Origin of the sequence: Paenibacillus wynnii (assembly GCF_030812855.1) — a bacterium.
Classification (GTDB): domain Bacteria; phylum Bacillota; class Bacilli; order Paenibacillales; family Paenibacillaceae; genus Paenibacillus_AQ; species Paenibacillus_AQ wynnii_A.
This window is the reverse complement of the sequence record NZ_JAUSTK010000009.1, coordinates 1-23,080: the sequence shown is the minus strand read 5'-3', so window position 1 is coordinate 23,080 and position 23,080 is coordinate 1. Positions and strand designations below refer to the sequence as shown.

Genomic DNA, 23,080 nt, shown 5'->3' with positions numbered 1-23,080 from the left:
GTTTATTCAACCGTAACGCTTTTGGCAAGGTTGCGGGGTTTATCGACATCATTACCAAGTGATCTGGAAGCATAATAGGCAATAAGCTGTAATGGAAGTACCGAAAGAATAGGTGTAAACAAAGGAAGCGTATGAGGAATTAAGCACACGTCATCCACCACTCTGTGCAGCTCGATATTTTCTTCCAACGTAACACCCAATACATGCGCGCCACGGGCTTTTACTTCTTTAATATTGCTAACCATTTTCTCATAAAGCTCCGTTTGGGTGACCAGTGCAATAACGGGTGTTCCTTCTTCAATCAAAGCCAGGGTTCCATGCTTCAATTCGCCAGCCGCATAAGCCTCAGAGTGTATGTAGGAAATTTCCTTCAATTTCAGAGAGCCTTCTAGTGCAACCGCATAATCGATGCCCCGACCCATAAAAAACAAACTTTTGCGATCCTTGATGGACTCCGCATACAGTTGAATATCATTTGCACGCTGAAGCACGGCTTCCGCTTGTTCGGGCAATTTGCATAGAGCCTCAATCATGAGCTTTCGCTCATCTCCCAGGATGGTGTCTTTGACTTGTGCAAGGTACAGTCCAAGTAGATAGAATACGATTAACTGCGATGAATAAGCTTTGGTAGAAGCCACGGCAATCTCCGGCCCCGCTATAGTTGCAATTACATCATCGGCATCGCGGGCAATGGAGCTTCCCGGAGCGTTAGTAATAGCCAAAACTTTGGCGCCAAGACGTTGACTTTCCCGTAAAGCAGCCAAGGTGTCAGCCGTTTCTCCAGATTGACTGACTACAATCACCAAAGTTTTCTTAGTAATGATCGGACGGCGATATCTAAATTCAGAAGCGACATCTACTTCCACCGGAATACGGGTCAGTTCTTCGATGACATACTTTCCGACCAATCCAGCATGGAACGCGGTTCCGCATCCAATAATATATATTTTGTCGAGATCTTGGATAAGTTCTGCGCTTAAATTCAATCCTTCAAATACAATATTTTTCCCGGCTGAATCAATACGGTTCAATATTGTTTTGCGGAAAGCATTCGGCTGTTCATAGATTTCCTTCAACATAAAGGTCTCGAAGCCGTCTTTCTCCGTTTGCACCATGTCCCAATCTACTCGGAGGATATCGCGTTGAACGGCTTGATTCGTATCCATTTTCATCAGAGAAACATTGCTTCTCGTAATTACAGCCATTTCTCCATCCTCTAGGATGTAAAAGTCACGAGTGTATTCAAGAACAGCAGAGATATCTGAGCCAATGAAGTTCTCTCTCTCTCCAAGGCCAATAACTAAAGGACTGGCAAAACGAACAGCGATCAGCTTGTCCGGTTCATACTCAGTGATAACACCAAGAGAATAGGCACCGCGCATTTTGGATACTGCTGTTTGAACCGTAGAAATAATATCACCATCGTATAAATCAGCCAGCAAATGAACGATGACTTCCGTATCTGTCTCTGAGGTAAAGATGACTCCTTTATCCAAAAGGTCTTGTTTGAGTTCCTGGTAATTCTCAATAATTCCGTTATGAACCACCGAGAACTTCCCTGATTCATCCGTATGAGGATGTGAATTCTCATCTGATGGACGCCCGTGTGTTGCCCAGCGTGTATGGCCTATCCCTACAGAACCCTCCATTGGCGTATGCTCCAAACGCTCTTCTAGAACAGCAATGCGTCCCTTAGACTTGCACACTTGGACTTCCTCACCGTTGTAAACCGCGATTCCCGCGGAATCATATCCACGATATTCAAGCTTTTTCAAGCCATTCGTCAAAATCTGTTGTGCCTGTCCATCTCCAATGTACCCTACTATTCCACACATCTGTCTATCTCCTCGTCATAGTCAATTTTTGATTAGAAACACCGGCGCTTCTCTACGCTAAAAGGGAGAGCAGTTCTTTCTCAGCAGGTATCTTTACCGTTGTTCCAAGCTGGTAGATATGCTCTGCAGTAATTCCTTGGAAAGCATCACGGGTATCAATAACAGGAACGCCTAAACTTGCGAGCTCATGGTAGTCAAAGCTGTTGTGATTCGTAATGAGTACAAAACAATCATAGCTTTTCATTTTATCTAAATCGTAGGGAATTGAATGAACCGTGTTCCCATGTTTATCGATAAAGCTTAGGGCATGCGGATCATAGTAATCGACACGCGCTCCACTTTCTTGAAACAACTCATAGATATGTAAGCCTGGTGATTCACGCATGTCGTCAATATCAGGTTTGTAGGCCATTCCTAGAATGAGTACGTTGGATTTCCGAATCGATTTCTCGTATACATTAAGAACTTGGCCCGTTTTGCTGATAACATAATCAGGCATATTATCATTAATCGATTGAGCCAGTTCGATGAATTTGCTGTGAAACCGGAAACCTTTTGCCTTCCAGGACAGATACATCGGATCAAGAGGAATGCAGTGCCCGCCAATTCCCGGACCCGGAAAAAAAGGCATATATCCAAAGGGTTTTGAAGAAGCAGCCCTGATGGTCTCCCACACATTAATCCCCATCTTGTCGCACATCAGCGCCATTTCATTCACAAAGGCAATATTGACACTCCGGAACGTATTTTCAAGCAATTTAGACATTTCAGCTACCTTTGGGGAAGAAACGGTAATCACTGTTTTCACAGTATTTCCGTACAAAAGCGAGCCCAGCTCTGCGCACTTGGGAGTTGTACCCCCAATTACTTTTGGCGTATTATAGGTGTTATAAGAAGTGTTACCGGGATCTACACGCTCTGGTGAGAAACAAAGGAAGAAATCCTCTCCTACCTTTAAACCCATTTTTTCAAATTCCCATTGAATCAGCTCTTCGGTTGTACCGGGATAAGTCGTACTCTCCAGTGTGATTAACATTCTTTTTTTCATATGTTTTTTGATCATGTTTACTACACTAGTAATATATGAAGTGTCCGGATCCTGATTTTCACTTAGCGGTGTCGGCACACAGATACTGATCGCATCTAATTCTTCAAGCGCTGAGAAATCGGCCGTCGGATGAAACGTTGCAAGAGACAATTGAATGACATCATCGGGTACATCCTGGATATAGGACTTCCCGGATAGCAATTTTTCAATTTTACGAATATCTAAATCTATACCAACGACTGAAAAGCCGCTCTTAACCATTTCCATCGCTAGAGGAAGACCCACATACCCGAGTCCAATGACCCCGATTTTTGCTGTTTTAGATACGATTTTTTGTTTTAAATCAGAATAATTATTCATTGTTACACTTCTCCCTTATCGTCATTTTCTTGAAGTAGTCTTTTAATACGAACTGCCAACTCTATAGGTGAAAATGGTTTAATCATGTAGTCAGAAACGCCCATTTGGAACGATTTTTGAATGTCCTCATCCAATCGTTTATCCGTTAACACCATAATTTTATATCTATTTTCAGTTCCACTACTGTTGATCCTATTGATTAGTTGGTAACCGTCTATAATCGGCAAATTTAACTCTGTAATCACTAAATCCGGCTTATGTTCTACGAATTCTTCTATTCCCTCCTTTCCGTTCTGGGCAAAATAAAGCTGGTATCCTTTTTGTTGTAAGAAAATACCTAAATACTCATTCACGGTTACATCATCATTTACAACTAAAATGCTTTTTTGAGACTTGGTCTTCAGAGATTCAAAGTTAAAAATACGTATTTCCCCAACTTCGCTTGTACCTTTACTCATCTCATCTAACATATCGTTTAATATCTGTACAGGTGACTCACCGTTCTCCGGGAAGCTAGCGATTAAGATTTGGCCAGCCAACAGATTACGTTCCTGCAAATAACTTTTTACAATAAGAGAATGATAATGTGTGAAACTTAGCTTCTTATTGTCTATTAAGATAGCCAGAATACTACTCTCATTATCGTAATAGTATTGCGCGAACAAAGAATCCTCCTTTCCAAAGTGAATTTTCATCTCTTGCAGTTGCTTTTCACTTATCTCTTGGGATTCGACAAGAATGATCCCGTAAGAGATTTGGCCTGCCTCATAGTAGGTAAGAAAAAATTCAAACGCATCTTGCAGCTTTTTCGATGGCTTTGTCATAGTCGTTTTTATTTTACTTCCCTCCTATGCAGTGGTTTTTTTATCTTTATTAAAACTGGTTCGGGTCATCGTTCCCCAAGTATTATTGTTTCTAAAAAACTCAATATGCCCAAGAAATCTCCAGACAACCCCCAGTTGTTGATACCCTAAGAACATGATGACAATAAAGAATAACATCTTGAAAATATCTCTAATTCTCGGATAACGCCTGAACCCAATTTCCTCCAGTAAAAGCGCCCCGACTCCCAGCAGTATCCCATATAGAATGTTCAACAAGCTAAAAAGTAGAAGTACGTGCCAATTGGTTAAATCTGTTAGGACATATCCTATCAAGGCTAAAAAACCGGTAAATCTAAAGTACGGATTCAAGGTTTCAAAGATAATATTATAAGGAATGGTTAGAAAACCCATAATTTTATACTTTGGACGAAATGCCATATGTATCCCGTACTCCAGCATATTCTTTAGATTTCCGCGTCCCCATCGCCTTCGCTGGCTGCCCAGTATTCGCAGTGAATCAGGGGCCTGCGTCCAGCAAACAGCATCAGGACAATAGGCTATGCGGTAAGGTAATTTGTTTTCCAGCATATATTTATGAAGCTTAATAATGATGTTCATATCTTCTCCAGGATATCCTCCGCGATAACCACCTGCTTTAATCACATAATCCTTACGAAAGACTCCAAAAGCTCCCGATACGATAATCAATCCATTGATGGCACTCCAGCCAATTCTTCCTCCTAGAAACGCCTTTAGGTACTCTACCGTTTGAAACATTGGGAGAATAGTATCAGGCAGATGAACTTTTTTAACGATTCCGTCTTGAATCTCGCAACCATTCGCAATCCGAATATTTCCTCCAATAGCCACAGTTTCTTCGGGATTCTCCATATACACCTTAACAATGCGGATAAGGGCATCTTTCTCGAGCAAAGAATCTGCATCAATCGAGGCAATCAATGGATGGTTGGAAAGATTAATACCAGCATTCAGCGAATCGGCCTTTCCTCCATTATTCTTGTCAATCAAATATAGATTAGGGTACTTAGGATTGTGATACACTGCTCTAATGGCTTCTGTCTCTAAAATATTTCTTGCTACCCGCTGTGAGGGTTTGAGCCCAAATTCATTAACCAATATGTTTACCGTGTCATCTTTCGATCCGTCATTGATTACAATGACCTCATACTTAGGATAATCCAGGGCAAGCAATGAACTGACATTCTCGATGATAGTTAGTTCTTCATTATAGGCAGGGACAAGAATGGATATGGATGGAACATACTCAGAACCTGACAATGCCTTATATCTTGAAAACTTGCTGTTTTTCACAATCGAAAAAATCTTCTTGAAGGAGAACAACATAATCGTAAAATAAAGAGTGTTAATGACAATCACGTAATAGGTAGCAAAGACTCCATAACCTAACAATAAATCTCTCATGGCATCTCCTTTCATTGAAGTTATACGGCCTGGTTGTTTAGAAGCACCCTTTCTATCTCATCCTGAACCCCGCCATTTCCCGGTGGAAGAAACCTGTTATTACTGTTTAACATTCCCGTTGCTTTCGTTCTGATTTCCTCATCTTCGAAGTCTAACAAACGATATAGCCTAGGAACGATGTTGGATTCCATATACACAGGCATTCCCACTAGCGCTATTTTAATCAAGTCATAATCGTCATCCATTAGAAATTCCATCATTAGCGGGGTAGAATCTATTTCTGATTCTTTGATGATATCCACAATTAAATGGTGAACGTTTTTACGATGCCTCACAAGTAGGAGCACCATTTCTCTCAAATCATCTTCTGTTGAAGCACACTTAGCAATGGAACGAGCGATAATAAAGATAATCGGATCATACTTATTTGCTTCGAGTAACTTCAGGAGCCTGGGCATGGCTTGATTAGATCTCATAGCACCCAAATTGTAGACGGCATTCAACCTTCTCCAAGGCAGCGGGCTATGCAGATATTTCAAATCAAGTTTGATTAGTTCCATATCTCCGCATAACTTAATTAATTTCTCCCGATGGCCTCCCTTGAAGTGATGTATCCACTCAATGAGTTTTTTTTGCAAAACAACCCGTTCAAGGCTATTTAAAGGTGATTGGGGTGCCATTAAGTTATCATCACTGTCTATTTGAGCTTGTATATATGTAAAGTAATCTTGAAACTTCAAGAGATATTTGTTAATTTTCTTTTCCATCCAAATTTTCCTTGATTTTAGAAACAGAATGTTTACAAAACAGATTAAAATAATAGCGGCTATCGTGTAGATAATTCCAATTACTCTTGATTCGTAGGCAATCAATTAAAAGCTCCTTCCACATATCTTTTTGTTCCTTTTAAGGGACAAGCTTCACAATAATTTGTTATTCATTCAGTGCGCTGCATAAAAATCCGAATAGCGGGAAACCCTTCCTAAATAGTGTTAAAAATGTTAAGATTGAGTCTTGAATTCTTCGAAGAGATCGAAAAAACAACTACCATCATTGGGGCAAAGTGGATGAATTTGTTGTAACAGTCCACAAGTGATTTGCCGCCTACATTTATGACCTATGCATCCTCGTTCCTTTTAGGCAACGAATTCAACTCAAGTATAGGGTAGTCATGTCAGTATTTGATATAGTCATTTTTGCTCATTTCTACCATTTCCAACAATGTTCATCAAGTAATTTAAGATACCCCTGTTTTCCACTCCACTTTATAACTAATGTTCTATAATTCGATGAATTATGTCGAATAATCAAACGAAATTCCATTTCACTTGAAAAAAAAGTGATCTTCGCCGCATTTACACTTAAAAATTAGATATAATTACTTGATTCAAAAGGAGCAGGATCTGCTTGAGTTTCGATCCTATTAACTATATAATTTATTCCAAAAAAGGTGGCTGTTTATGATTGGAACACGTATACGCCAACTTAGAATAGAAAAAGGCCTATCACTATCGGAGTTAGCCGAATGTGCTGGCGTTGCCAAGTCCTATCTAAGTCGTATTGAAAGGGGTATTCAATCCAATCCCTCTATTGAATTTCTTGAGAAAATCGCCTCAGTTTTCAGTCTAACAGTAGAGGCATTACTACAAGAAAATCCCGTTATCAATGAAAATCCCGATAAAGAATGGCATCATCTCATTAAAAAAGCTATCGATTCCGGGATTAGTATCGAAGAACTTCAGGCTTTTTTAGATTATTCCATATGGCGATTGAATCAGAAAGAATAATACACAATAAGAAACGCACAAAAATAAGGGACTGCCCCTGCCATTGTAATGGCATATGGGACAGTCCCTTATTATGATTTACCTTGAAACTAATGAATTAATCCTGAAATCCGTTCCAGTAGGTTACATTCTCCAATGGCAATCTTGCGGATGAACGGCCTTCAACGGCCGCTTTGCCAAGCGCAATCAACATTACCGTGGTGTAGCGCTGTGGAATTTGTAACAGCTCGTGGAAGGCTTCCGCATTATAGCCGCCCATAGGAACCGTATCATAACCTCTAGCCTTTGCAGCCAGCATCAGTTGCATGGAGATTAACCCGCCGTCTACCAACGCAATCTCCTTAAGTCTTTCAGGACCCATGTTAGGGTAGCCAGTTGTGATTTTTTCGACCATCGCATTACGTACCTCGAGAGGCATTAATCCAGTAGATACCGCTTGATCATATATCTTTTCTGCATTACGGTAAGCTTCCACATCACCCAGTACAGCAATAACGGCAGATGCATCGACAACCTGTTGTTGATTATAAGCAATCGGTAGAAGCTTTTCTTTTAATTCCTGATCTGTAATTACGATGAATCGCCAAGGCTGAAGATTGGAAGAAGATGGCGCTAGAATAGCCTCACCTAGAAGCTCCTTAATTTCTTCATCGGATATTTTCCAGGACGGGTCATATTTACGTACGGAATGCCGATCCTGAATCACCTTGTTAAATTCCTGCACCGCTTTTAATTCTGTTGTCATCGCAGTATCCTCCTGATCCATTCTCTATAATCTGTGCATTTAAATACACAGTTGAATCTAAAAAAATATACTCTATTTGCTTCGTATCCTAGAACAACCATATCTCATTAACTGTGACTTAATATGCACAGTATAATTCAAAGAAACAGACCCTGTCAATATCCAGCCTTACGTACCACATCTGCTACCGTGTATTGCTCCAGCACTCCAAGAACACTACGGTCCATCTCCTCCAGAATATCTCCGCAAGCCGCCTTCATCTGCACTCCAAAATCATTGAAACAAATCGTATCATTGACCGCTTTATTACAGGACTCACCGACCTCGAGCGCCTGATAAATTTCAGCTAATGTTAAGTTCTCGGGATTTTTGTTGAGCATATATCCTCCATCCCGGCCCTCCCGAGTTACGAGAATATGTTCACGGGTTAACTTGGCGAGAATTCGTCTTAACTGCGTTGCCTCCATCGAGAGAAGCTCAGCAATTTCACAGCTTGAACATGTGTTTCCTTTTCTAGCCATAATGACCAAAGCCTGCAGTACCAGCCCAAAGGATCTATATTGGAGATACCCGGTGTTTCGAGATTTTGTCAACGTTCCCCCTCCTCCTTTCTGTTAGTCTGATTCCATAAGTATAGGCTTCATTCACTATTTTAGCAAAAGAAAGCCCTGCCTACATCCTTAATAAAGGACCTCGGCAGGGTTCTTCGCTTATGTATTATAAGCGTCTGAATTTGCAAGATAGTTATAAAATAACTTCAAGAATTTCTTACAGCTTGGCCATCGTTTCTGTAAGGATTGGAACGATTTGCGATTTACGGGAAACTACGCCTTTAAGGATAGCCTTATTGTCATCAAGCTTCACGTTGTATGCTTGCTCTACAGCACCGGCAACACGGCCTAATGCTAAGCCTACAGAGTCATTGTTAAGAATATCTGTAACGACGAACAGGAACAAATCCAGTCCCTTTTCATCAATAATGGAAGTAAGTGCTGCCTCCAGTTCATCTTGACGGGAGAGGACATCGTTAGTATCCACCGCATTCACTTGCGCGATTTCCACTTTGTATTCACCCATTTTGAATTCCTTGGCATCCAGGGAGATCAGCTGAGCAATACTCTTGTCGCTAAGATCTGCGCCTGCTTTCAGCATTTCCAATCCATAGCTATCTGCATCAACACCGGCAATTTCAGCAAGCTCGCGTGCTGCAGCTACATCTTCAGGTGTGCAGGTCGGAGATTTGAACAGCAGGGAGTCAGAAATGATGGCGGAGAGCATAAGTCCAGCGATTCCCTTAGGAATAGCAACTCCATTTTCTTTATAGAGCTTGTTAAGTATTGTAGCAGTACAGCCTACTGGCTCTGCACGGTAATATAAGGGATGGGCGGTCTCAAAGTTAGCAATCCGGTGGTGGTCGATAACCTCGACAACACGGACTTGATCAATATCATTAGCGCTTTGTTGGCGTTCATTATGGTCTACCAGAATGACTTGCTTCGCTTCAGCTGCTACATTTTCCACCAGACGTGGAGCTGCAACTGCAAAATGATCCAATGCATATTGTGTTTCACCGCTGACTTCTCCTAGACGAACGGCTTCAGCATCCCAACCCAGTTCTTTTTTCAAAGCAGCATAAGCAATTGCAGAACAGATGGTATCCGTATCCGGATTTTTGTGGCCAAAGATTAATGTTTTTTCCATTTCCAATCTCCTTACTGTGATTTAGTTTTGTGAGAATAATATACCATACATTGATAGGGTCTAGCCAGATTGGGCAGAGGAACCTTTGCAGGAAATTAGTGACCACCCGGATTTAGCCTCGGCGTCTTCGGCAGCGGCTCGGGCTTTGCTTCTCCATGCAGCGGCTCATTATCAGAGAAAAGATGCGGATTCTCGATTAGCATTCTGCTCAAAATTTCTGTGGTTTCCACTGTTCTGCATACCATTACCGACGCGTCGCCAAACCGGCCTCTTCGCAATGCTCCCTCCGCCTCAAGTACGCCTTCAACCTTCCAGAAATGCTGCGACCAGGAAAGTCCGCAATGTCTGCGCGAAGGTACGAGTATGGTGGCTCCATCCGGCGTAACAGTATATAAAGCTTCGTGATCGTCCGTTAATCTTCCCGGGATGTCCAGCCATTCCTCAATACCATGGATAAAAGTATTTCTACGTAAGTCCACTCCGAGCAGTACGATCTCAGCCTTTCGGTCTAATAACTTACCCCAAGCTGAACCTCGGGCACATGGAGTGTCCCAGCGCTCGTCTCCGGCAGTGAAATCATCCGCATCAGCCCCTAGTGCGGCCACAGAATGGGTCGGATGCCAGGAACGGACAACCTTTGGGCGGCTCCGAAATAATTCCGGTAGAATACCCACACAGGAAGGTGAATCAAGAACAGAGTAGCGAGGATTCTCCGCGTTAATATAAGCCCAGGTATGCGTCGGCAGTACAAGAAGACCCTCTGACATATACTGACCCAAAGCATCCAATACGGCGTCCGCACCTCCCTGCACTTCCCCGATACTTTTGAAAGAAGAATGCACCAGAACCGTTCCATTTGGGTCTAATTCCAACACCGCCATTTGTTTCATTAAGCTTGCTGTATTGTGCATGTCCGTTTTCTCTCCTTAGGAACCAACTATTTAGTACCGATTACGCGTGAGTAAATTTGTTGATGGGTATAACTAATATATCTTTTAAAAAGCTATGCTGCGGATGAGCTCATCTTTGGCTTGCAAAAATTAAGTATTACTATTAAAATTATAGTAACTTAATATTTATTATAAGCTTCCTTATTAGAATATAATTCATTACACCGCATGTTTCTCTACTCTCAACCCATTGGAGGTCATCAATTATGGAATTAACACTGAAAGGGCTGCATCATGTATCGGCCATTACGGCAAAAGCACCGGAAAACTTTAAATTTTATACCGAAGTGCTCGGTTTAAGACTGATCAAAAAGACGGTCAACCAAGATGATATTTCAGTTTATCATTTATTCTACGGGGACGAAAAGGGCAATCCCGGAACAGAGCTAACCTTCTTCGAGATCCCGATGTCAGGACGTAACCGCGAAGGCAACAATAGTATATCCGCCATCTCTTTACGCGTTCCAAGTGACGAGGCTCTTACCTATTGGGTGCAGCGGCTATCCGAGCATAATGTCGAGCACGGAAGCATTAAGGAATTAGGCGGACGTCAGACACTTGCCTTCCGTGATCACGAGGGACAACGATTTAATCTCGTATCCGACGAGCATGATCAAGGTGAACCCGGGGGCATCCCTTGGGCTAAAAGCCCGGTTCCTACGCAGTACGGTATCGTTGGCTTAGGTCCGGCACATCTTACGGTAGAATCTGCGGAGAATACAGCTATTGTGCTGGAGGGCCTGCTTGGCTTCCGCCGCAAAAATACGTACGCTTCGCCTGTGGTTGGACAACCGGATGTCATTGTTTTTGAGACCGGAGTGGGTGGATCTGGTACCGAAGTTCATCTTGAGGAACGTAATGATTTGCCAATGGAGCGGCTTGGGAGAGGCGGTGTCCACCATGTAGCCTTCCGTGTAGATAATGAAGAAGAACTGAAGCAATGGATTGAGCGTGTCCGCACCGTCCAACTGCCCAACTCCGGATTCGTTGACCGCTTCTACTTCCGTTCTCTTTACTTCCGGGAGCCCAACGGTATTTTGTTTGAGTTGGCTACAGACGGACCCGGCTTCGCTACGGATGAGGATGTGGAGCATTTAGGTGAAGCTCTTGCTCTTCCGCCATTCCTTGAAGCCAAACGCGGGCAAATTGAGGCACACCTGCAACCGCTTGATACGCGGCAGTAAGAAAGTGATGTTGTTGCAAGAAGGGCACTCCGCGAACGAAACATTACGTTGGGTGGAACGCACCATTTAGCCGGATCGCACCATTTGGGCGGATTCAATTGTACTTTTACATTTCATTTAGCCGGATCGCACCATTGAGGCGGATTCAATTGTATTTTTACATTTCATTTAGCCGGATCGCACCATTTGGCGGATTCAATTGTATTTTTACATTTCATTTAGCCGGATCGCACCAATTGGGCGGATTCAATTGTATTTTTACATTTCATTTAACCGGATCTCACCAATTGGGCGGATTCAATTGTATTTTTACATTTCATTTAGCCGGATCGCACCAATTAGGCGGATTCAATTGTATTTTTACATTTCATTTAGCCGGATCGCACCAATTGGGCGGATTCAATTGTATTTTTACATTTCATTTAGCCGGATCGCACCAATTGGGCGGATTCAATTGTATTTTTACATTTCATTCAGTCGGATCTCACCATTTAGGCGGATTCAATTGTATTTTTACATTTCATTCAGTCGGATCTCACCATTTGGGTGGATTCAATTGTACTTTTACATTTCATTTAGCCGGATCTCAGCCCCTACGGATCGAAAAAGTGTTGAATCCAGGCTTACCAGTTGTAGCTTGTCCTGTTATAGAAACCGGACTCGTCCCTCCAAGAAGACCGCTTATCTTAACGGTATTTGCCGTCACGGTCTGTGAGTCGCTGTCCAAATGCTTAATGCGTACATATTCACTGTATACAAACCCCATAATATCTAGGGTTTCCTGAGTGGTATAGGTAAAGGCTACCTTTTTCACCCCTGTGGCATCCGAATCCGCAGTATTCTTAAGGGTGGCGTCTCCAGGAATCGGGAAATTCGTGGGAAGGTTGACTGGACGAGTGCTTGTCAATGAAGGCAAACCGGTACTCCCTGTCCTTTCTTGATGGGTTCCGATTCGGACTTTATAATTGGCGGCATCATAGGAAATCGGAATATCCAAAGCATCTGAAATTGAACGGATCGGCAGATAAGTTAAGCCCCCGTAGGTAATAGGGGTTAATGCTTTGCCATTACCGTCCTTCAATTCGTAAGGTCCCGTCCACTACAATGCCGATACTATGATTCAGGTATACCCACAATGTCTAATAGCTCTGCCAGACTGCTAATTTCATACGTAGACTCTATCCCAAGCGAATTTACCTTACCCAGCGGGTTGAACCAACAAGTATCAATCCCATAATTAATGCCGCCTTGGATATCAGAGGTCAGAGAGTCACCCACTATCAATACCTTTGCTTTATCTTCGATTCCCAACTTTGCAAAAGCATAATCAAAAATACCGGTGTCCGGTTTCTGATATCCTGCTTCCTCGGAGATAATGATCTGCTCAAACGTATCGCAAAGAGGCGAATCCTGAATTCTGGAGGTCTGCACCTCTTTGATCCCGTTAGTGATTATAGCGAGCCTGATACCGGATAGCTCACCGCATAGTTCTACCGCACCTTGAATCAGGAACGTCCCCTCTCCCAAAAAACGCAGATAGGCATCACTGAACTCCTGAGCGTCGAGTGTAAGCCCATGGGCTGAAAACAAACGATGGAATCGCTCCACCCGCAGCGCTGCGGAGGTAATACGGCCCAATTCTAGATCTGCCCAAAGCTTATGATTGATTTCCTTATAGCTTGCTGTATAATCATCAGCTCCTGTAGGCATCCCGTAGGCGGAAAATACGCTACTCAGAGCGTGACCCTCTGCCATTCCGTAGTCAAACAGTGTATCATCAGCATCAAATAATATAACTTCGTATTTCATGTTGTGCTCCTTTTCCTGGGTAGTTCATATTCATATAACGCTAGTACTGCTCCTATAAATTATCATGGAGCCTCCGGTAAATGTCTACAATATCACTCATCGGCATTCGAACCAAACCACTGGAGGATGGTGCCACGAATTCAAAGACACCGTCGACTACGGGTTCGGTAACGTTCTGAAGTCCCCATTCTACCTTAGTCCTGCGGCTAAATTCCGTGTACACACCTTTGCCCACAAAGCAGGCTATTTGCGGTCGGTATTTCTCAAGCTTGTCCCGTAGAAGCTCTCGCCCACGTATATATTCCTCTCGCGTAATATCCTCCGCTCCACGAGTTGGTCGAGCAACTATATTAGTGAACCCGTAACCAAGCTTCAACAACTCTCCATCCTCAGAAGCATCGTATAACCGCGGAGTCAGACCAGAGTGATGCAATATTCTCCAAAAGTTGTTGCGGGGATTTGCATAATGATGACCAACCTCTCCTGAACGAATGCTCGGGTTAAAGCCGATAAAAACGATCTGCAGGCCTTGCTCCAAGTGATCTTGTACTTCTTTCATACAACATTCCACCTATCACGGTTTATTCTAACGTGGAATTCCTCAGGAGATTGAATTGAACCCGATAATAATGCATCCATCCAGTATTTGTCAACCTTATCTGGCGGTTACTCCTACCAGGCAGATAAATATAAAGCCCGTAAAAATCCTTGTAAGATTCAAGGGTTTTTACGGGCTTATATATTTCAGAAAATGATGGCAAGCAAATCAACTACTTCGAGGGTCAGCTACTCGCCTCCTTCACCGTTTACTCCCGGCTTAAGAACATTCGTGTCCGCTCCAGCTTGGGATTGTTGAATATTTCCTCAGGTGTTCCCGACTCCGCAATTTCCCCGTTGTCCATGAAAATCACTCGATCCGCCACATCCCTGGCGAAATTCATCTCATGAGTAACTATAATCATCGTCATGTGCTCTTCAGCAAGCTGACGGATAACGCGGAGTACTTCCCCTGTCAGCTCTGGGTCAAGCGCTGAAGTCGGCTCATCGAACAACAGAATGTCCGGATTCAGCATCAAAGCTCTGGCAATAGCCACACGCTGCTTCTGACCGCCTGACAGCGTTGAGGGATACACATCTGCTTTATCGGCAAGACCTACCTTAGTGAGTAAATCCATACTTCTGGCTGTTATTTCCTTTATACTCTCCCGCTTCAGGGTTCTTGGAGCAAGCTCCAGGTTTCCCCGTACAGTCAGGTGCGGGAAGAGATTAAAATGCTGAAATACCATACCCATAGTCGCAGTAATCGACCGAATATCGGCGCCGCTTACGTATTTCCCGTTCTCAACTAATGTTTTACCGTTAATATAAATACTGCCGCCGGTAATGTCCTCCAGATGCACAAGACTGCGCAGCATTGTACTTTTACCGGAACCGGATGGGCCTATTACCGCCACAGCTTCTCCCGGTTTTACGGAAAAGGTAACCTTTTTTAATACATCAAGACTGCCAAATGATTTCTGTAGTTCTTTCACTTCTATAATGTTGCTCATATTCGGACATTCCTTCTACTCGAATTTGAAACGTTTCTCCAGTGACTTGAAGAACACCGTCAACACCAGTGTCATTAGTAAATAAATAACGCCTGCGACTACAAACGGTGTAACCGTAAAGTCACGGTTCACTGCCGTTTTTGCATAATTCAACAGCTCTGGCACAGCCACTGCATAGAGCAGCGCCGTATCTTTAACCAAAGTAATCGATTCATTAGCCACAGCAGGCAGCGCAACTCTAAACATTTGAGCCAATATGACCTTGCGAAGAGTTTGCCACTTACTTAGACCAAGCACCTTGGCAGCTTCATGTTGACCTTTATCAATAGAGAGCAATCCCCCGCGGAAAATCTCTGCAAAATAAGCTCCATAGTTCAGAATAAACCCAAGGCAGGCCGCTGCGAAGCGGTCCATAACCAGATATTCCCCAATCACCGGGATCTGCGGCAGACCAAAGCAAAAGAACAACAGCTGCAATAGAAGCGGAGTTCCCCGCATCACATAAATATAGGTGTGAGCGATCCATGACAGCGGCTTAATAACACTCTTAGCCATTAATGTTACCAAGAACCCTAACGGAATCGATAATAGTATAACAACCAAAAACAGCAAGACCGTTGTTCTTGCTCCTTCCAGCATTGGACCAGCAATTCTAATAATATATTCCAAATTCATTTCTCTAACCGACTCCTAAATGTTAACTATCTACTTCAGTACTTTGTTCTCTCCGAACCATTTCGTTGAAATCTCTGCCGCTTTCCCATCGCTGTTCAGTTCATCCAGAGCCTTCTGCAGTTCCTCCAACAACGCCTCATTACCTTTCTTAAGGCCGATGCCATATTGCTCAGGAGCAAGTGATTCATCTAGCAGCTTGTAAGTATTCGGCTCTTTGGCCATGTAATATTTAGCGACCACTTCGTCAATAACTACGCCGTCCAGACGTTTTGTTTTGAGATCAGTCAAGGCAAGAACATTATCCGGGAATTCGGAGATATTCGCAACCTTATCTTTGATTGGACTTGCATTCAGGGCATCAGCCGCTGATGACAAGCTTTGTAAACCTACCTCTTTACCTGCCAAATCATCCAGCTTCACTAGTGATGAGTCTCCTAATACAACAACTACTTGGCTATTTTCCAAATAAGGTTTCGTGAACAAGACCTTTTCTTTACGTTCATCCGTAATGGTGTAACCGTTCCAGATCATGTCAATGCGTCCGCTGTTCAGTTCAGATTCCTTAGCAGACCAATCAATCGGCTGGAAAGTAACTTCTTTGCCCATTTTTTCCGCTGCTGCCTTTGCATAGTCTATATCAAAACCGACGATTTCATTATTATCATCTCTAAATCCCATCGGTGCAAACTTATCATCTATACCGATCACCAGCTTGCCGTCCTTACTGCCCGAACTAGAGCAACCCGCCAATACTGCAATTACAACAGCCATTAATAAAATGAGCAATCCTTGTTTCTTCATCTCTCTATTCCCCCTAGTAAAATAACACATTATAGTGTGCACTTTAGTTCATTAACACGTTATCAGAGTATCATAATATCATAGCATGTCAGTCGAGTCGATAGAGAAGAAACAGGAAACTGTGTCAAAATTAAAAAGCAGCCGCTGTTACCCGCTCGGAGTAAAGCTGCTGCTGTATCGTTCTCTTTTCGCGTACACAAGGGACATCTATCGAAACTGAGCTACTGGGAGCGCTATAACTAACTTTAACTGCAGTTTATACAACTATTTGGTACTGGAGAGGGATACACTGGGCAATAATTGCACTTTATACACTTAAAAATACTGAAATTAACACTTCTAGCCATATACCGGGTTTTTAATTGCAGAGAATGCAACTAAAGAGTCTTTTAAAGCAAAATGATCCCATTTAGTTGCACGAAGTACACTTATACCTCTCAAAGTAGATATTTCTCACCACTTCTCACCACTTCTACCGCAAATCCTTCCAGAAATTCAACGGTTTCAAATCTTCAGTAATGATTTCAAATTGGTATCCTTCCTTTTTCAAGGACTCCAGTATTTGCGGCAGCACTTTAAGAGTAGACTTCTGATCATGCATTAGAATCACAGGGTTAACTTTCACCTTATGCAGCTGGTGTACCTGATACATAACGGAATTATAAATCTTCCCGCTATCCTCCTTAAGCTTCCAATCCTCCGAGTCTACATTCCAATCCCATAAATTAAAGTCTTGGCTCAGCATCTTATCTCGGAAGGACTTTGTAAAGTATGGCTTACTACCGTATGGCGTGCGGATCAAAGTACTGCTTATCCCGGTTACCTTTTTCAGAATAGCTTGATCCCCTTTCATCTCAGCCAATGCAGCTGCCGGAGATGCGTAAAACTTTTCCTTCCGATGAGTGATACCATGAAGACCCATGCCATGCTTTTCTTTCGCTATGCGCTTCACTTGATCAGGATACTTATTAATGTGGGGACCTATCATAAAAAACGTAGCTTTCACATCATACTTTGCTAAAAGATCGAGTAACTGTCCGGTCACAACCGTAGGGCCATCGTCAAAGGTTAAATATACAACCTGCCCCGATTTGCTTTTGTCCGACTGAGGTGTGGGTACTGGTTCTTTTATAGCCATTAGTTCCTCTTGATATTTGTTCACAAAGGTAGCGTTATCTAATTGAGCAGTGTCATCATGTACTCTCAATAAATATTGTTCGGGTTTATAGGAAATGATATATCCGAGATGTACAACAACCTTAAGCGGAACCATCCGTTTTCCATCCTGATTGAAGGTATTCATCGAAAATACAATTCCATTAGAAGTAACACTGCCCCCTTCATTTAAAGACAGCTTTACATAGCCCTTCGGCCCCTTAACTTCAATTCCGTCGGATTGTCCTGTCATAGTCAAATTCAGTTCTGTGGAAAGATCGCGAAGCGGAACATAAAAGGTTCCCTTTACGGAAACAGCCTTAATCTCGCTTAACTTATCATTCACGCCTAATCGCATAGATTTGGCACCTAACGCCTCCGATTCTCTTACAAAATTTAAACTTAAGAAAAGACTAACGAATAATAGCATTATTCTCCTTATATGCACCAGAACTAATCTCCCATCTATGTAGTAGTCTCTATAATTTACCATAGATATTGAGAGTGGAATTTGAGAGTTTGTAACCGAAATTAGAAAATCTTGTTACCATCTTTTATTCAAAGGGCATCCTGGGTGATTTCTTTGAAAATAAGGGAAAGGACCGCAAATACTGTCCCAACAACAAAAAAGGGGATTAAAGTCACTCTTCATGGAGCAAAATAATGTGACAAAGTTAGTAACAATGATGAAATATTGAACAAAGTTTGAACAAATAAAAATGTCCACAAAACTGCAGCGCTACAGTGATTTAAATCATATCTTTGATTGTTTGTAACATTTTGAACACACATATTTAACTAAATCGCCATTTTTAAGGACAAAAATAGACTTAATCCCAAATTATGTATTTTGCTTTCTCCTTGTGGAATTCTTAGTATATATAGAGGTTAAAGTTTTTCGGTACACGAAAAGAATTATTGAAGGAAGGAGTTCATTATGAACAAAAAAGGGCCGTTATACGCTTTTTTTCTCAGTCTCGTCCTGCTCTTGCCAGGGTGCAGTTCACTCGCTGTCCTCAATCCTAAAGGGCCGGCTGCACGAACTTTATCTGACACGATCATCCTTTCCATACTAGTGATGCTTGGTGTCCTAGCAGTTGTCTACATCTTATACATCTTTGTTCTTGTTAAATATCGGGCAAAGAAAAGCAACGAAGGCTATATTCCTCCACATGAAGAGGGTAATGTATGGCTCGAAGCCATTTGGATTATTATTCCGATCATCATCGTGGCCTTCCTCTCCGTTGTAACTGTTAAAACGACGAATGAGGTAGAAAACGTAGCAGCGGAATACAAAGATCAGAAGCCTCTCGTAATTTACGCTTCTTCCTCCAACTGGAAATGGCATTTCAGTTATCCCGAGGAGGGAATTGAGACTGTAAACTACGTTAATATGCCGGTTCACCGGGCCGTAGAATTTAGAATGTACTCGTTCGGCACAATTACGAGTTTGTGGATTCCTCAGCTAGCCGGACAGAAATATGCAATGAGCGACATGCTCACAACGCTTCACCTCTCAGCTGACACAGAGGGTTCTTATATTGGTAAGAACGCCAACTTCAGCGGTAAAGGTTTTGCCCACATGGAATTCGAAGCGCTTGTAATGAGCAGTAAGGATTACGATGAATGGGTAAAAGAGGTCAAAGAAACAGCGGAGCCTCTGACAGAGGATACATTCAAGGATCTTCTGGCTATCGAGCATATTGGGCGCAAAACCTTTTCCTCAACCCATCTTACATTCAGCCCTCCACCTATGGATCATAGTGAAATGGATAGAGACATGGATCATGATCAAATGGATATGGACAACGGAAATATGGAGCATCAGGATAACAAAGAAATTCATCCTTCTCCAGAGCCTTCTGCCGAGACAGAGTTCGACGGTGAACCTAACCCTGAACTGGATCAGCCGCTTCCTAGCTCACCGGTAGAAGAACATACATCACATAACAGTAACTAAGCCTACTTGCATAACTCAGCAACCTGAAAGGAGCCATCCTAAATGGATTTGGAAAGATTCAAGGTTCACGGCGAACCCCTGATTTACGGAGCAATGATTAGTATTGCTCTGGCTACGATCGGGATTATCGTCGGATTGACCTACTTTAAAAAATGGGGATATCTCTGGCGTGAATGGCTAACTACTGTTGACCATAAACGTATTGGCGTCATGTACATTCTTGCAGCGCTGCTCATGCTGTTCCGCGGCGGCATTGATGCTATGATGATGCGTCTGCAAACGGCGGCACCGGAATTGAAATTCCTTGATGCCCAGCATTATAACGAGGTCTTTACTACCCACGGCCTGATCATGATTCTGTTCATGGCGATGCCTTTTATAATCGGCCTAATGAACGTAATCATCCCGCTGCAAATCGGTGCCCGAGACGTTGCCTTCCCAAGGCTGAATGCGGTCAGCTTCTGGCTCTTCTTCTTCGGAGCCATGCTGCTTAATATTTCATTCGTTATCGGCGGATCACCGGATGCCGGCTGGTCGGCATACTTTCCGCTGGCAAGCCTCGAGTTCAGCCCTACAGTGGGCAATAACTATTACTCACTGGCTCTGCAGATTTCCGGTATCGGTACATTGATTACAGGCGTAAACTTCATTGTTACGATCCTGAAGATGCGTGCACCGGGCATGAAACTAATGAAGATGCCCATGTTTACCTGGTCTGTACTTATTACAAACATTATCATTGTATTCGCTTTTCCAGTGCTTACCGTAGCACTCGCTTTGATGATGTTCGACCGTTTGTTCGGCTCTCAATTCTTTACGATGGCCAACGGCGGCATGGATATGCTCTGGGCAAACCTGTTCTGGGTATGGGGACATCCTGAGGTGTATATCGTTATATTGCCGGCCTTCGGTATATATAGTGAGATTATCGCCACTTTCTCCAAAAAGAACCTGTACGGTTATACATCCATGGTATTCAGTATGCTGATCATCTCAGTCTTGTCTTTCCTTGTGTGGGCTCACCATTTCTACACAATGGGCCAAGGTGCGATGGTTAACAGTTTCTTCTCTATTACAACCATGGCTATAGCTGTTCCAACAGGGGTTAAAATATTCAACTGGCTGTTCACGCTCCGAAAAGGGCGTATCACCTTTACCACACCGATGTTGTACACCCTGGCGTTTATTCCAATTTTCACAATTGGCGGGGTAACAGGCGTCATGCTGGCTATGGCCAGTGCGGACTACCAGTACCACAACACCATGTTCCTTGTAGCTCATTTCCACTACGTACTCATTCCGGGTGCTGTGTTCGCCGTAATAGCGGGTTTCCATTATTGGTTCCCAAAAGTATTCGGCTTCCGCTTGAATGACCGCTTGGGCAGACATGCATTCTGGTGGATCGCTATTTCCTTCAACGTAACCTTCTTCCCTCTGTTCTTCCTGGGACTGATGGGGATGACGCGTCGGACTTACACCTATTCTGCCGAAACGGGTTACGGTCCACTTAACATGCTTTCCTTTGTAGGCGCAGTCGGCTTGTCGATTGGTTTCGTCATTCTCGTCTACAATATCTATTGGAGCACTCGTTACATGCCGAAGGATACCAATGGAGATCCATGGGATGGACGTACTCTGGAGTGGGCTACAAACAGTCCAATTCCTGCTTACAACTTCGCCATTGTTCCTAAGGTGGAGACGCGTGACGCATTCTGGTCTGCCAAGCAGGATAACATCCCTCTGTTTGAGGGGAATATCACCAAGATCCATATGCCTAGCAATACCGGTAAACCCTTTATACTAGGCGTCATCTTCTTCGTCTTTGGATTCTCCCTGGTATTCAGCTTGTGGATTCCTGCGATTCTTTCCGGGATTGGTATCCTCATTGTGTTGGCTACCATGTCCTTTGACAGAGACCATGGATTCTATATTCCGGCTGAAGAAGTTATTGCTACAGAAAAGAAATTGCGGGGTGAGACTGTATGAAAATAGATGCGTCCAAGCCGCTTGAATATGCAACAGAAGAAAACAGCAACAAGATCTTCGGTTTCTGGGTTTTCCTAGGAGCGGAAATTCCGTTGTTCGCTACGTTGTTCACTGTCTACTTTGTAATGGTCAACCGTTTTGCCAGCGGGCCTAGCGGAAGTGAGCTGTTCGAAATCGGCCCGGTGCTGATTGAAACCTTCCTGCTGCTATCAAGCTCGTTCACCATCGGTCTAGCGGTTCATGCCATGCGCCACGGCCACAAGAAAGCCATGATGGTCTTTATGGCCATCACTCTCTTGATGGGCCTCGGCTTTATCGGCATAGAAATCGATGAGTTCTTCACCTATGTTCATGAGGGTGCTACTCTTCAAACCAGCGGATTCCTGTCCAGTCTCTTCGTACTGCTCGGAACGCACGGTGCCCACGTCAGCTTCGGCTTCCTGTGGGGCGTTGCTATTATGATCCAACTGTGGCGTCAAGGGATCACTCCGGCAACCGCCAATAAAGCATTTATCTTCTCACTGTTCTGGCATTTTCTGGACGTTGTCTGGATCTTTATCTTCAGCTTCGTCTACCTGAAAGGACTGATGTAACATGATGAAGCAACTGTTTCCAATTCGCCATGTGATGGGTTACCTGGCCTCTCTGGTCCTTTCCGCCGCTGCACTAATTGTCATCTACGGAGACCTGTCTACGTCTGCGAACATGATTATCCTGTTCGTTACAGCTATCATTCAGGCTTCTCTGCAGCTGTTCGTGTTCATGCATATCGGAGAAAATGCCGACAGCAAGAAAGAACTGTACATCAATATTGCTTATGCGCTCTTCGTAGGTCTAGTCACGCTATTCGGAACCTTGTTTATCTTTGTATGGGGCTGGTATTCCTAATACCAGTCACACCCACTATATTTAACACAAACAGCCCGCCATCGGAGTTTATCCGGGGCGGGCTGTTATTGTTTATACGCACGATGATGCTTATCTGTTTTTCAATTGCAGTTGAAGCTTATCTTTTTTCATTGCAGTTGAAACTTATCTGTACTTTAATTGCAGTTTATACAACTAAATGACCTATTTCAGCGGGGATAGGCCCTTTAGTTGTATTCTGTGCAGTTATATCATGATTATAGGCCTGTAAGCCAACCTTTTCTCTTATATAGTTGCACAAAGTGCACTAGACATGCACAAATGCTGACATGAAAAATATAGTTTAAATAAATTACTAAAAATGTATAATTATGATTTGTTTTCACTACTCAATCCATAA

At 43.1% G+C, this 23,080-nt stretch carries 22 protein-coding genes; 6 read left to right on the top strand and 16 right to left on the bottom strand.

The window, feature by feature from the left end:
* Window positions 1–2: 2 nt before the first annotated feature.
* Genes glmS through J2T20_RS11145 form a run of 5 tightly spaced genes read right to left on the bottom strand, consistent with a single transcriptional unit; the run spans window position 3 to window position 6,382 of the window.
* The gene (gene glmS, locus J2T20_RS11165) at window positions 3–1,835 is read right to left on the bottom strand and encodes a glutamine--fructose-6-phosphate transaminase (isomerizing) (RefSeq protein ID WP_307588300.1); all 1,833 of its coding nucleotides are present in this window, start codon (window positions 1,833–1,835) and stop codon (window positions 3–5) included.
* Window positions 1,836–1,887: 52 nt separating this feature from the next.
* Window positions 1,888–3,243, bottom strand: coding sequence for a nucleotide sugar dehydrogenase (locus tag J2T20_RS11160; protein ID WP_307588298.1), 1,356 nt, complete (start codon window positions 3,241–3,243; stop codon window positions 1,888–1,890).
* 2 nt (window positions 3,244–3,245) lie between these two features.
* Window positions 3,246–4,067, bottom strand: a complete 822-nt coding sequence (locus J2T20_RS11155) for a response regulator transcription factor (RefSeq protein ID WP_307588297.1) — start codon at window positions 4,065–4,067, stop codon at window positions 3,246–3,248.
* Between the two features lie 24 nt (window positions 4,068–4,091).
* Window positions 4,092–5,510 (bottom strand): glycosyltransferase family 2 protein, encoded by a 1,419-nt coding sequence (locus J2T20_RS11150; RefSeq protein ID WP_307588296.1) that lies wholly within the window; start codon window positions 5,508–5,510, stop codon window positions 4,092–4,094.
* 20 nt (window positions 5,511–5,530) lie between these two features.
* Complete coding sequence (locus tag J2T20_RS11145) at window positions 5,531–6,382, bottom strand: hypothetical protein (protein ID WP_307588295.1); 852 nt, start codon at window positions 6,380–6,382, stop codon at window positions 5,531–5,533.
* 588 nt (window positions 6,383–6,970) lie between these two features.
* Here J2T20_RS11145 and J2T20_RS11140 point away from each other — a divergent pair.
* On the top strand, window positions 6,971–7,297 hold the full coding sequence (locus J2T20_RS11140; protein ID WP_307588293.1) for a helix-turn-helix domain-containing protein: 327 nt from the start codon (window positions 6,971–6,973) through the stop codon (window positions 7,295–7,297).
* 97 nt (window positions 7,298–7,394) lie between these two features.
* Here J2T20_RS11140 and J2T20_RS11135 read toward each other — a convergent pair whose 3' ends face one another.
* The 4 genes from J2T20_RS11135 to J2T20_RS11120 all read right to left on the bottom strand — a co-directional run bounded on the left by J2T20_RS11135 (window position 7,395) and on the right by J2T20_RS11120 (window position 10,654).
* Window positions 7,395–8,042: a nitroreductase family protein gene (locus tag J2T20_RS11135; protein WP_307588292.1), complete on the bottom strand. Its 648-nt coding sequence runs from the start codon at window positions 8,040–8,042 to the stop codon at window positions 7,395–7,397.
* Window positions 8,043–8,197: 155 nt separating this feature from the next.
* On the bottom strand, window positions 8,198–8,635 hold the full coding sequence (locus J2T20_RS11130) for an RrF2 family transcriptional regulator (RefSeq protein WP_307588290.1): 438 nt from the start codon (window positions 8,633–8,635) through the stop codon (window positions 8,198–8,200).
* Window positions 8,636–8,810: 175 nt separating this feature from the next.
* Window positions 8,811–9,743 (bottom strand): manganese-dependent inorganic pyrophosphatase, encoded by a 933-nt coding sequence (locus J2T20_RS11125; protein WP_307588289.1) that lies wholly within the window; start codon window positions 9,741–9,743, stop codon window positions 8,811–8,813.
* A 95-nt stretch (window positions 9,744–9,838) separates the two neighbouring features.
* On the bottom strand, window positions 9,839–10,654 hold the full coding sequence (locus tag J2T20_RS11120; protein ID WP_307588288.1) for an AAC(3) family N-acetyltransferase: 816 nt from the start codon (window positions 10,652–10,654) through the stop codon (window positions 9,839–9,841).
* 245 nt (window positions 10,655–10,899) lie between these two features.
* On the opposite strand from J2T20_RS11120, the gene J2T20_RS11115 reads away from it, so the two are divergent.
* Window positions 10,900–11,877: a ring-cleaving dioxygenase gene (locus J2T20_RS11115; protein ID WP_307588286.1), complete on the top strand. Its 978-nt coding sequence runs from the start codon at window positions 10,900–10,902 to the stop codon at window positions 11,875–11,877.
* Window positions 11,878–12,463: 586 nt separating this feature from the next.
* Here J2T20_RS11115 and J2T20_RS11110 read toward each other — a convergent pair.
* The 7 genes from J2T20_RS11110 to J2T20_RS11080 all read right to left on the bottom strand — a co-directional run bounded on the left by J2T20_RS11110 (window position 12,464) and on the right by J2T20_RS11080 (window position 18,225).
* Window positions 12,464–12,958, bottom strand: coding sequence for a hypothetical protein (locus tag J2T20_RS11110; RefSeq protein ID WP_307588285.1), 495 nt, complete (start codon window positions 12,956–12,958; stop codon window positions 12,464–12,466).
* 32 nt (window positions 12,959–12,990) lie between these two features.
* Window positions 12,991–13,686 carry a YjjG family noncanonical pyrimidine nucleotidase gene (locus tag J2T20_RS11105; RefSeq protein WP_307588283.1) on the bottom strand — a complete coding sequence of 232 codons (696 nt, stop codon included), beginning with the start codon at window positions 13,684–13,686 and terminating at the stop codon, window positions 12,991–12,993.
* Between the two features lie 52 nt (window positions 13,687–13,738).
* On the bottom strand, window positions 13,739–14,245 hold the full coding sequence (locus J2T20_RS11100; RefSeq protein WP_307588281.1) for a mismatch-specific DNA-glycosylase: 507 nt from the start codon (window positions 14,243–14,245) through the stop codon (window positions 13,739–13,741).
* Between the two features lie 247 nt (window positions 14,246–14,492).
* Window positions 14,493–15,236 carry an amino acid ABC transporter ATP-binding protein gene (locus tag J2T20_RS11095; RefSeq protein ID WP_307588279.1) on the bottom strand — a complete coding sequence of 248 codons (744 nt, stop codon included), beginning with the start codon at window positions 15,234–15,236 and terminating at the stop codon, window positions 14,493–14,495.
* Window positions 15,237–15,251: 15 nt separating this feature from the next.
* The gene (locus J2T20_RS11090) at window positions 15,252–15,911 is read right to left on the bottom strand and encodes an amino acid ABC transporter permease (protein ID WP_307588278.1); all 660 of its coding nucleotides are present in this window, start codon (window positions 15,909–15,911) and stop codon (window positions 15,252–15,254) included.
* A 30-nt stretch (window positions 15,912–15,941) separates the two neighbouring features.
* Window positions 15,942–16,712, bottom strand: coding sequence for an amino acid ABC transporter substrate-binding protein (locus J2T20_RS11085; RefSeq protein WP_307588277.1), 771 nt, complete (start codon window positions 16,710–16,712; stop codon window positions 15,942–15,944).
* 472 nt (window positions 16,713–17,184) lie between these two features.
* Entirely contained in the window at window positions 17,185–18,225 is a 1,041-nt protein-coding gene (locus J2T20_RS11080) for a polysaccharide deacetylase (RefSeq protein ID WP_307588276.1), read from the bottom strand.
* A 579-nt stretch (window positions 18,226–18,804) separates the two neighbouring features.
* On the opposite strand from J2T20_RS11080, the gene qoxA reads away from it, so the two are divergent.
* Genes qoxA through qoxD form a run of 4 tightly spaced genes read left to right on the top strand, consistent with a single transcriptional unit; the run spans window position 18,805 to window position 22,701 of the window.
* Complete coding sequence (gene qoxA, locus J2T20_RS11075; RefSeq protein ID WP_307588275.1) at window positions 18,805–19,827, top strand: cytochrome aa3 quinol oxidase subunit II; 1,023 nt, start codon at window positions 18,805–18,807, stop codon at window positions 19,825–19,827.
* Between the two features lie 42 nt (window positions 19,828–19,869).
* The gene (gene qoxB / locus J2T20_RS11070; RefSeq protein ID WP_307588274.1) at window positions 19,870–21,813 is read left to right on the top strand and encodes a cytochrome aa3 quinol oxidase subunit I; all 1,944 of its coding nucleotides are present in this window, start codon (window positions 19,870–19,872) and stop codon (window positions 21,811–21,813) included.
* On the top strand, window positions 21,810–22,406 hold the full coding sequence (gene qoxC, locus J2T20_RS11065; protein ID WP_307588273.1) for a cytochrome aa3 quinol oxidase subunit III: 597 nt from the start codon (window positions 21,810–21,812) through the stop codon (window positions 22,404–22,406). Before qoxB ends, qoxC begins: the two co-directional genes overlap by 4 nt.
* A gap of 1 nt (window position 22,407) precedes the next feature.
* A complete protein-coding gene (gene qoxD, locus J2T20_RS11060) occupies window positions 22,408–22,701 on the top strand; it encodes a cytochrome aa3 quinol oxidase subunit IV (protein WP_307588272.1) in 294 nt (97 codons plus the stop codon).
* The last annotated feature ends 379 nt before the right edge of the window (window positions 22,702–23,080 follow it).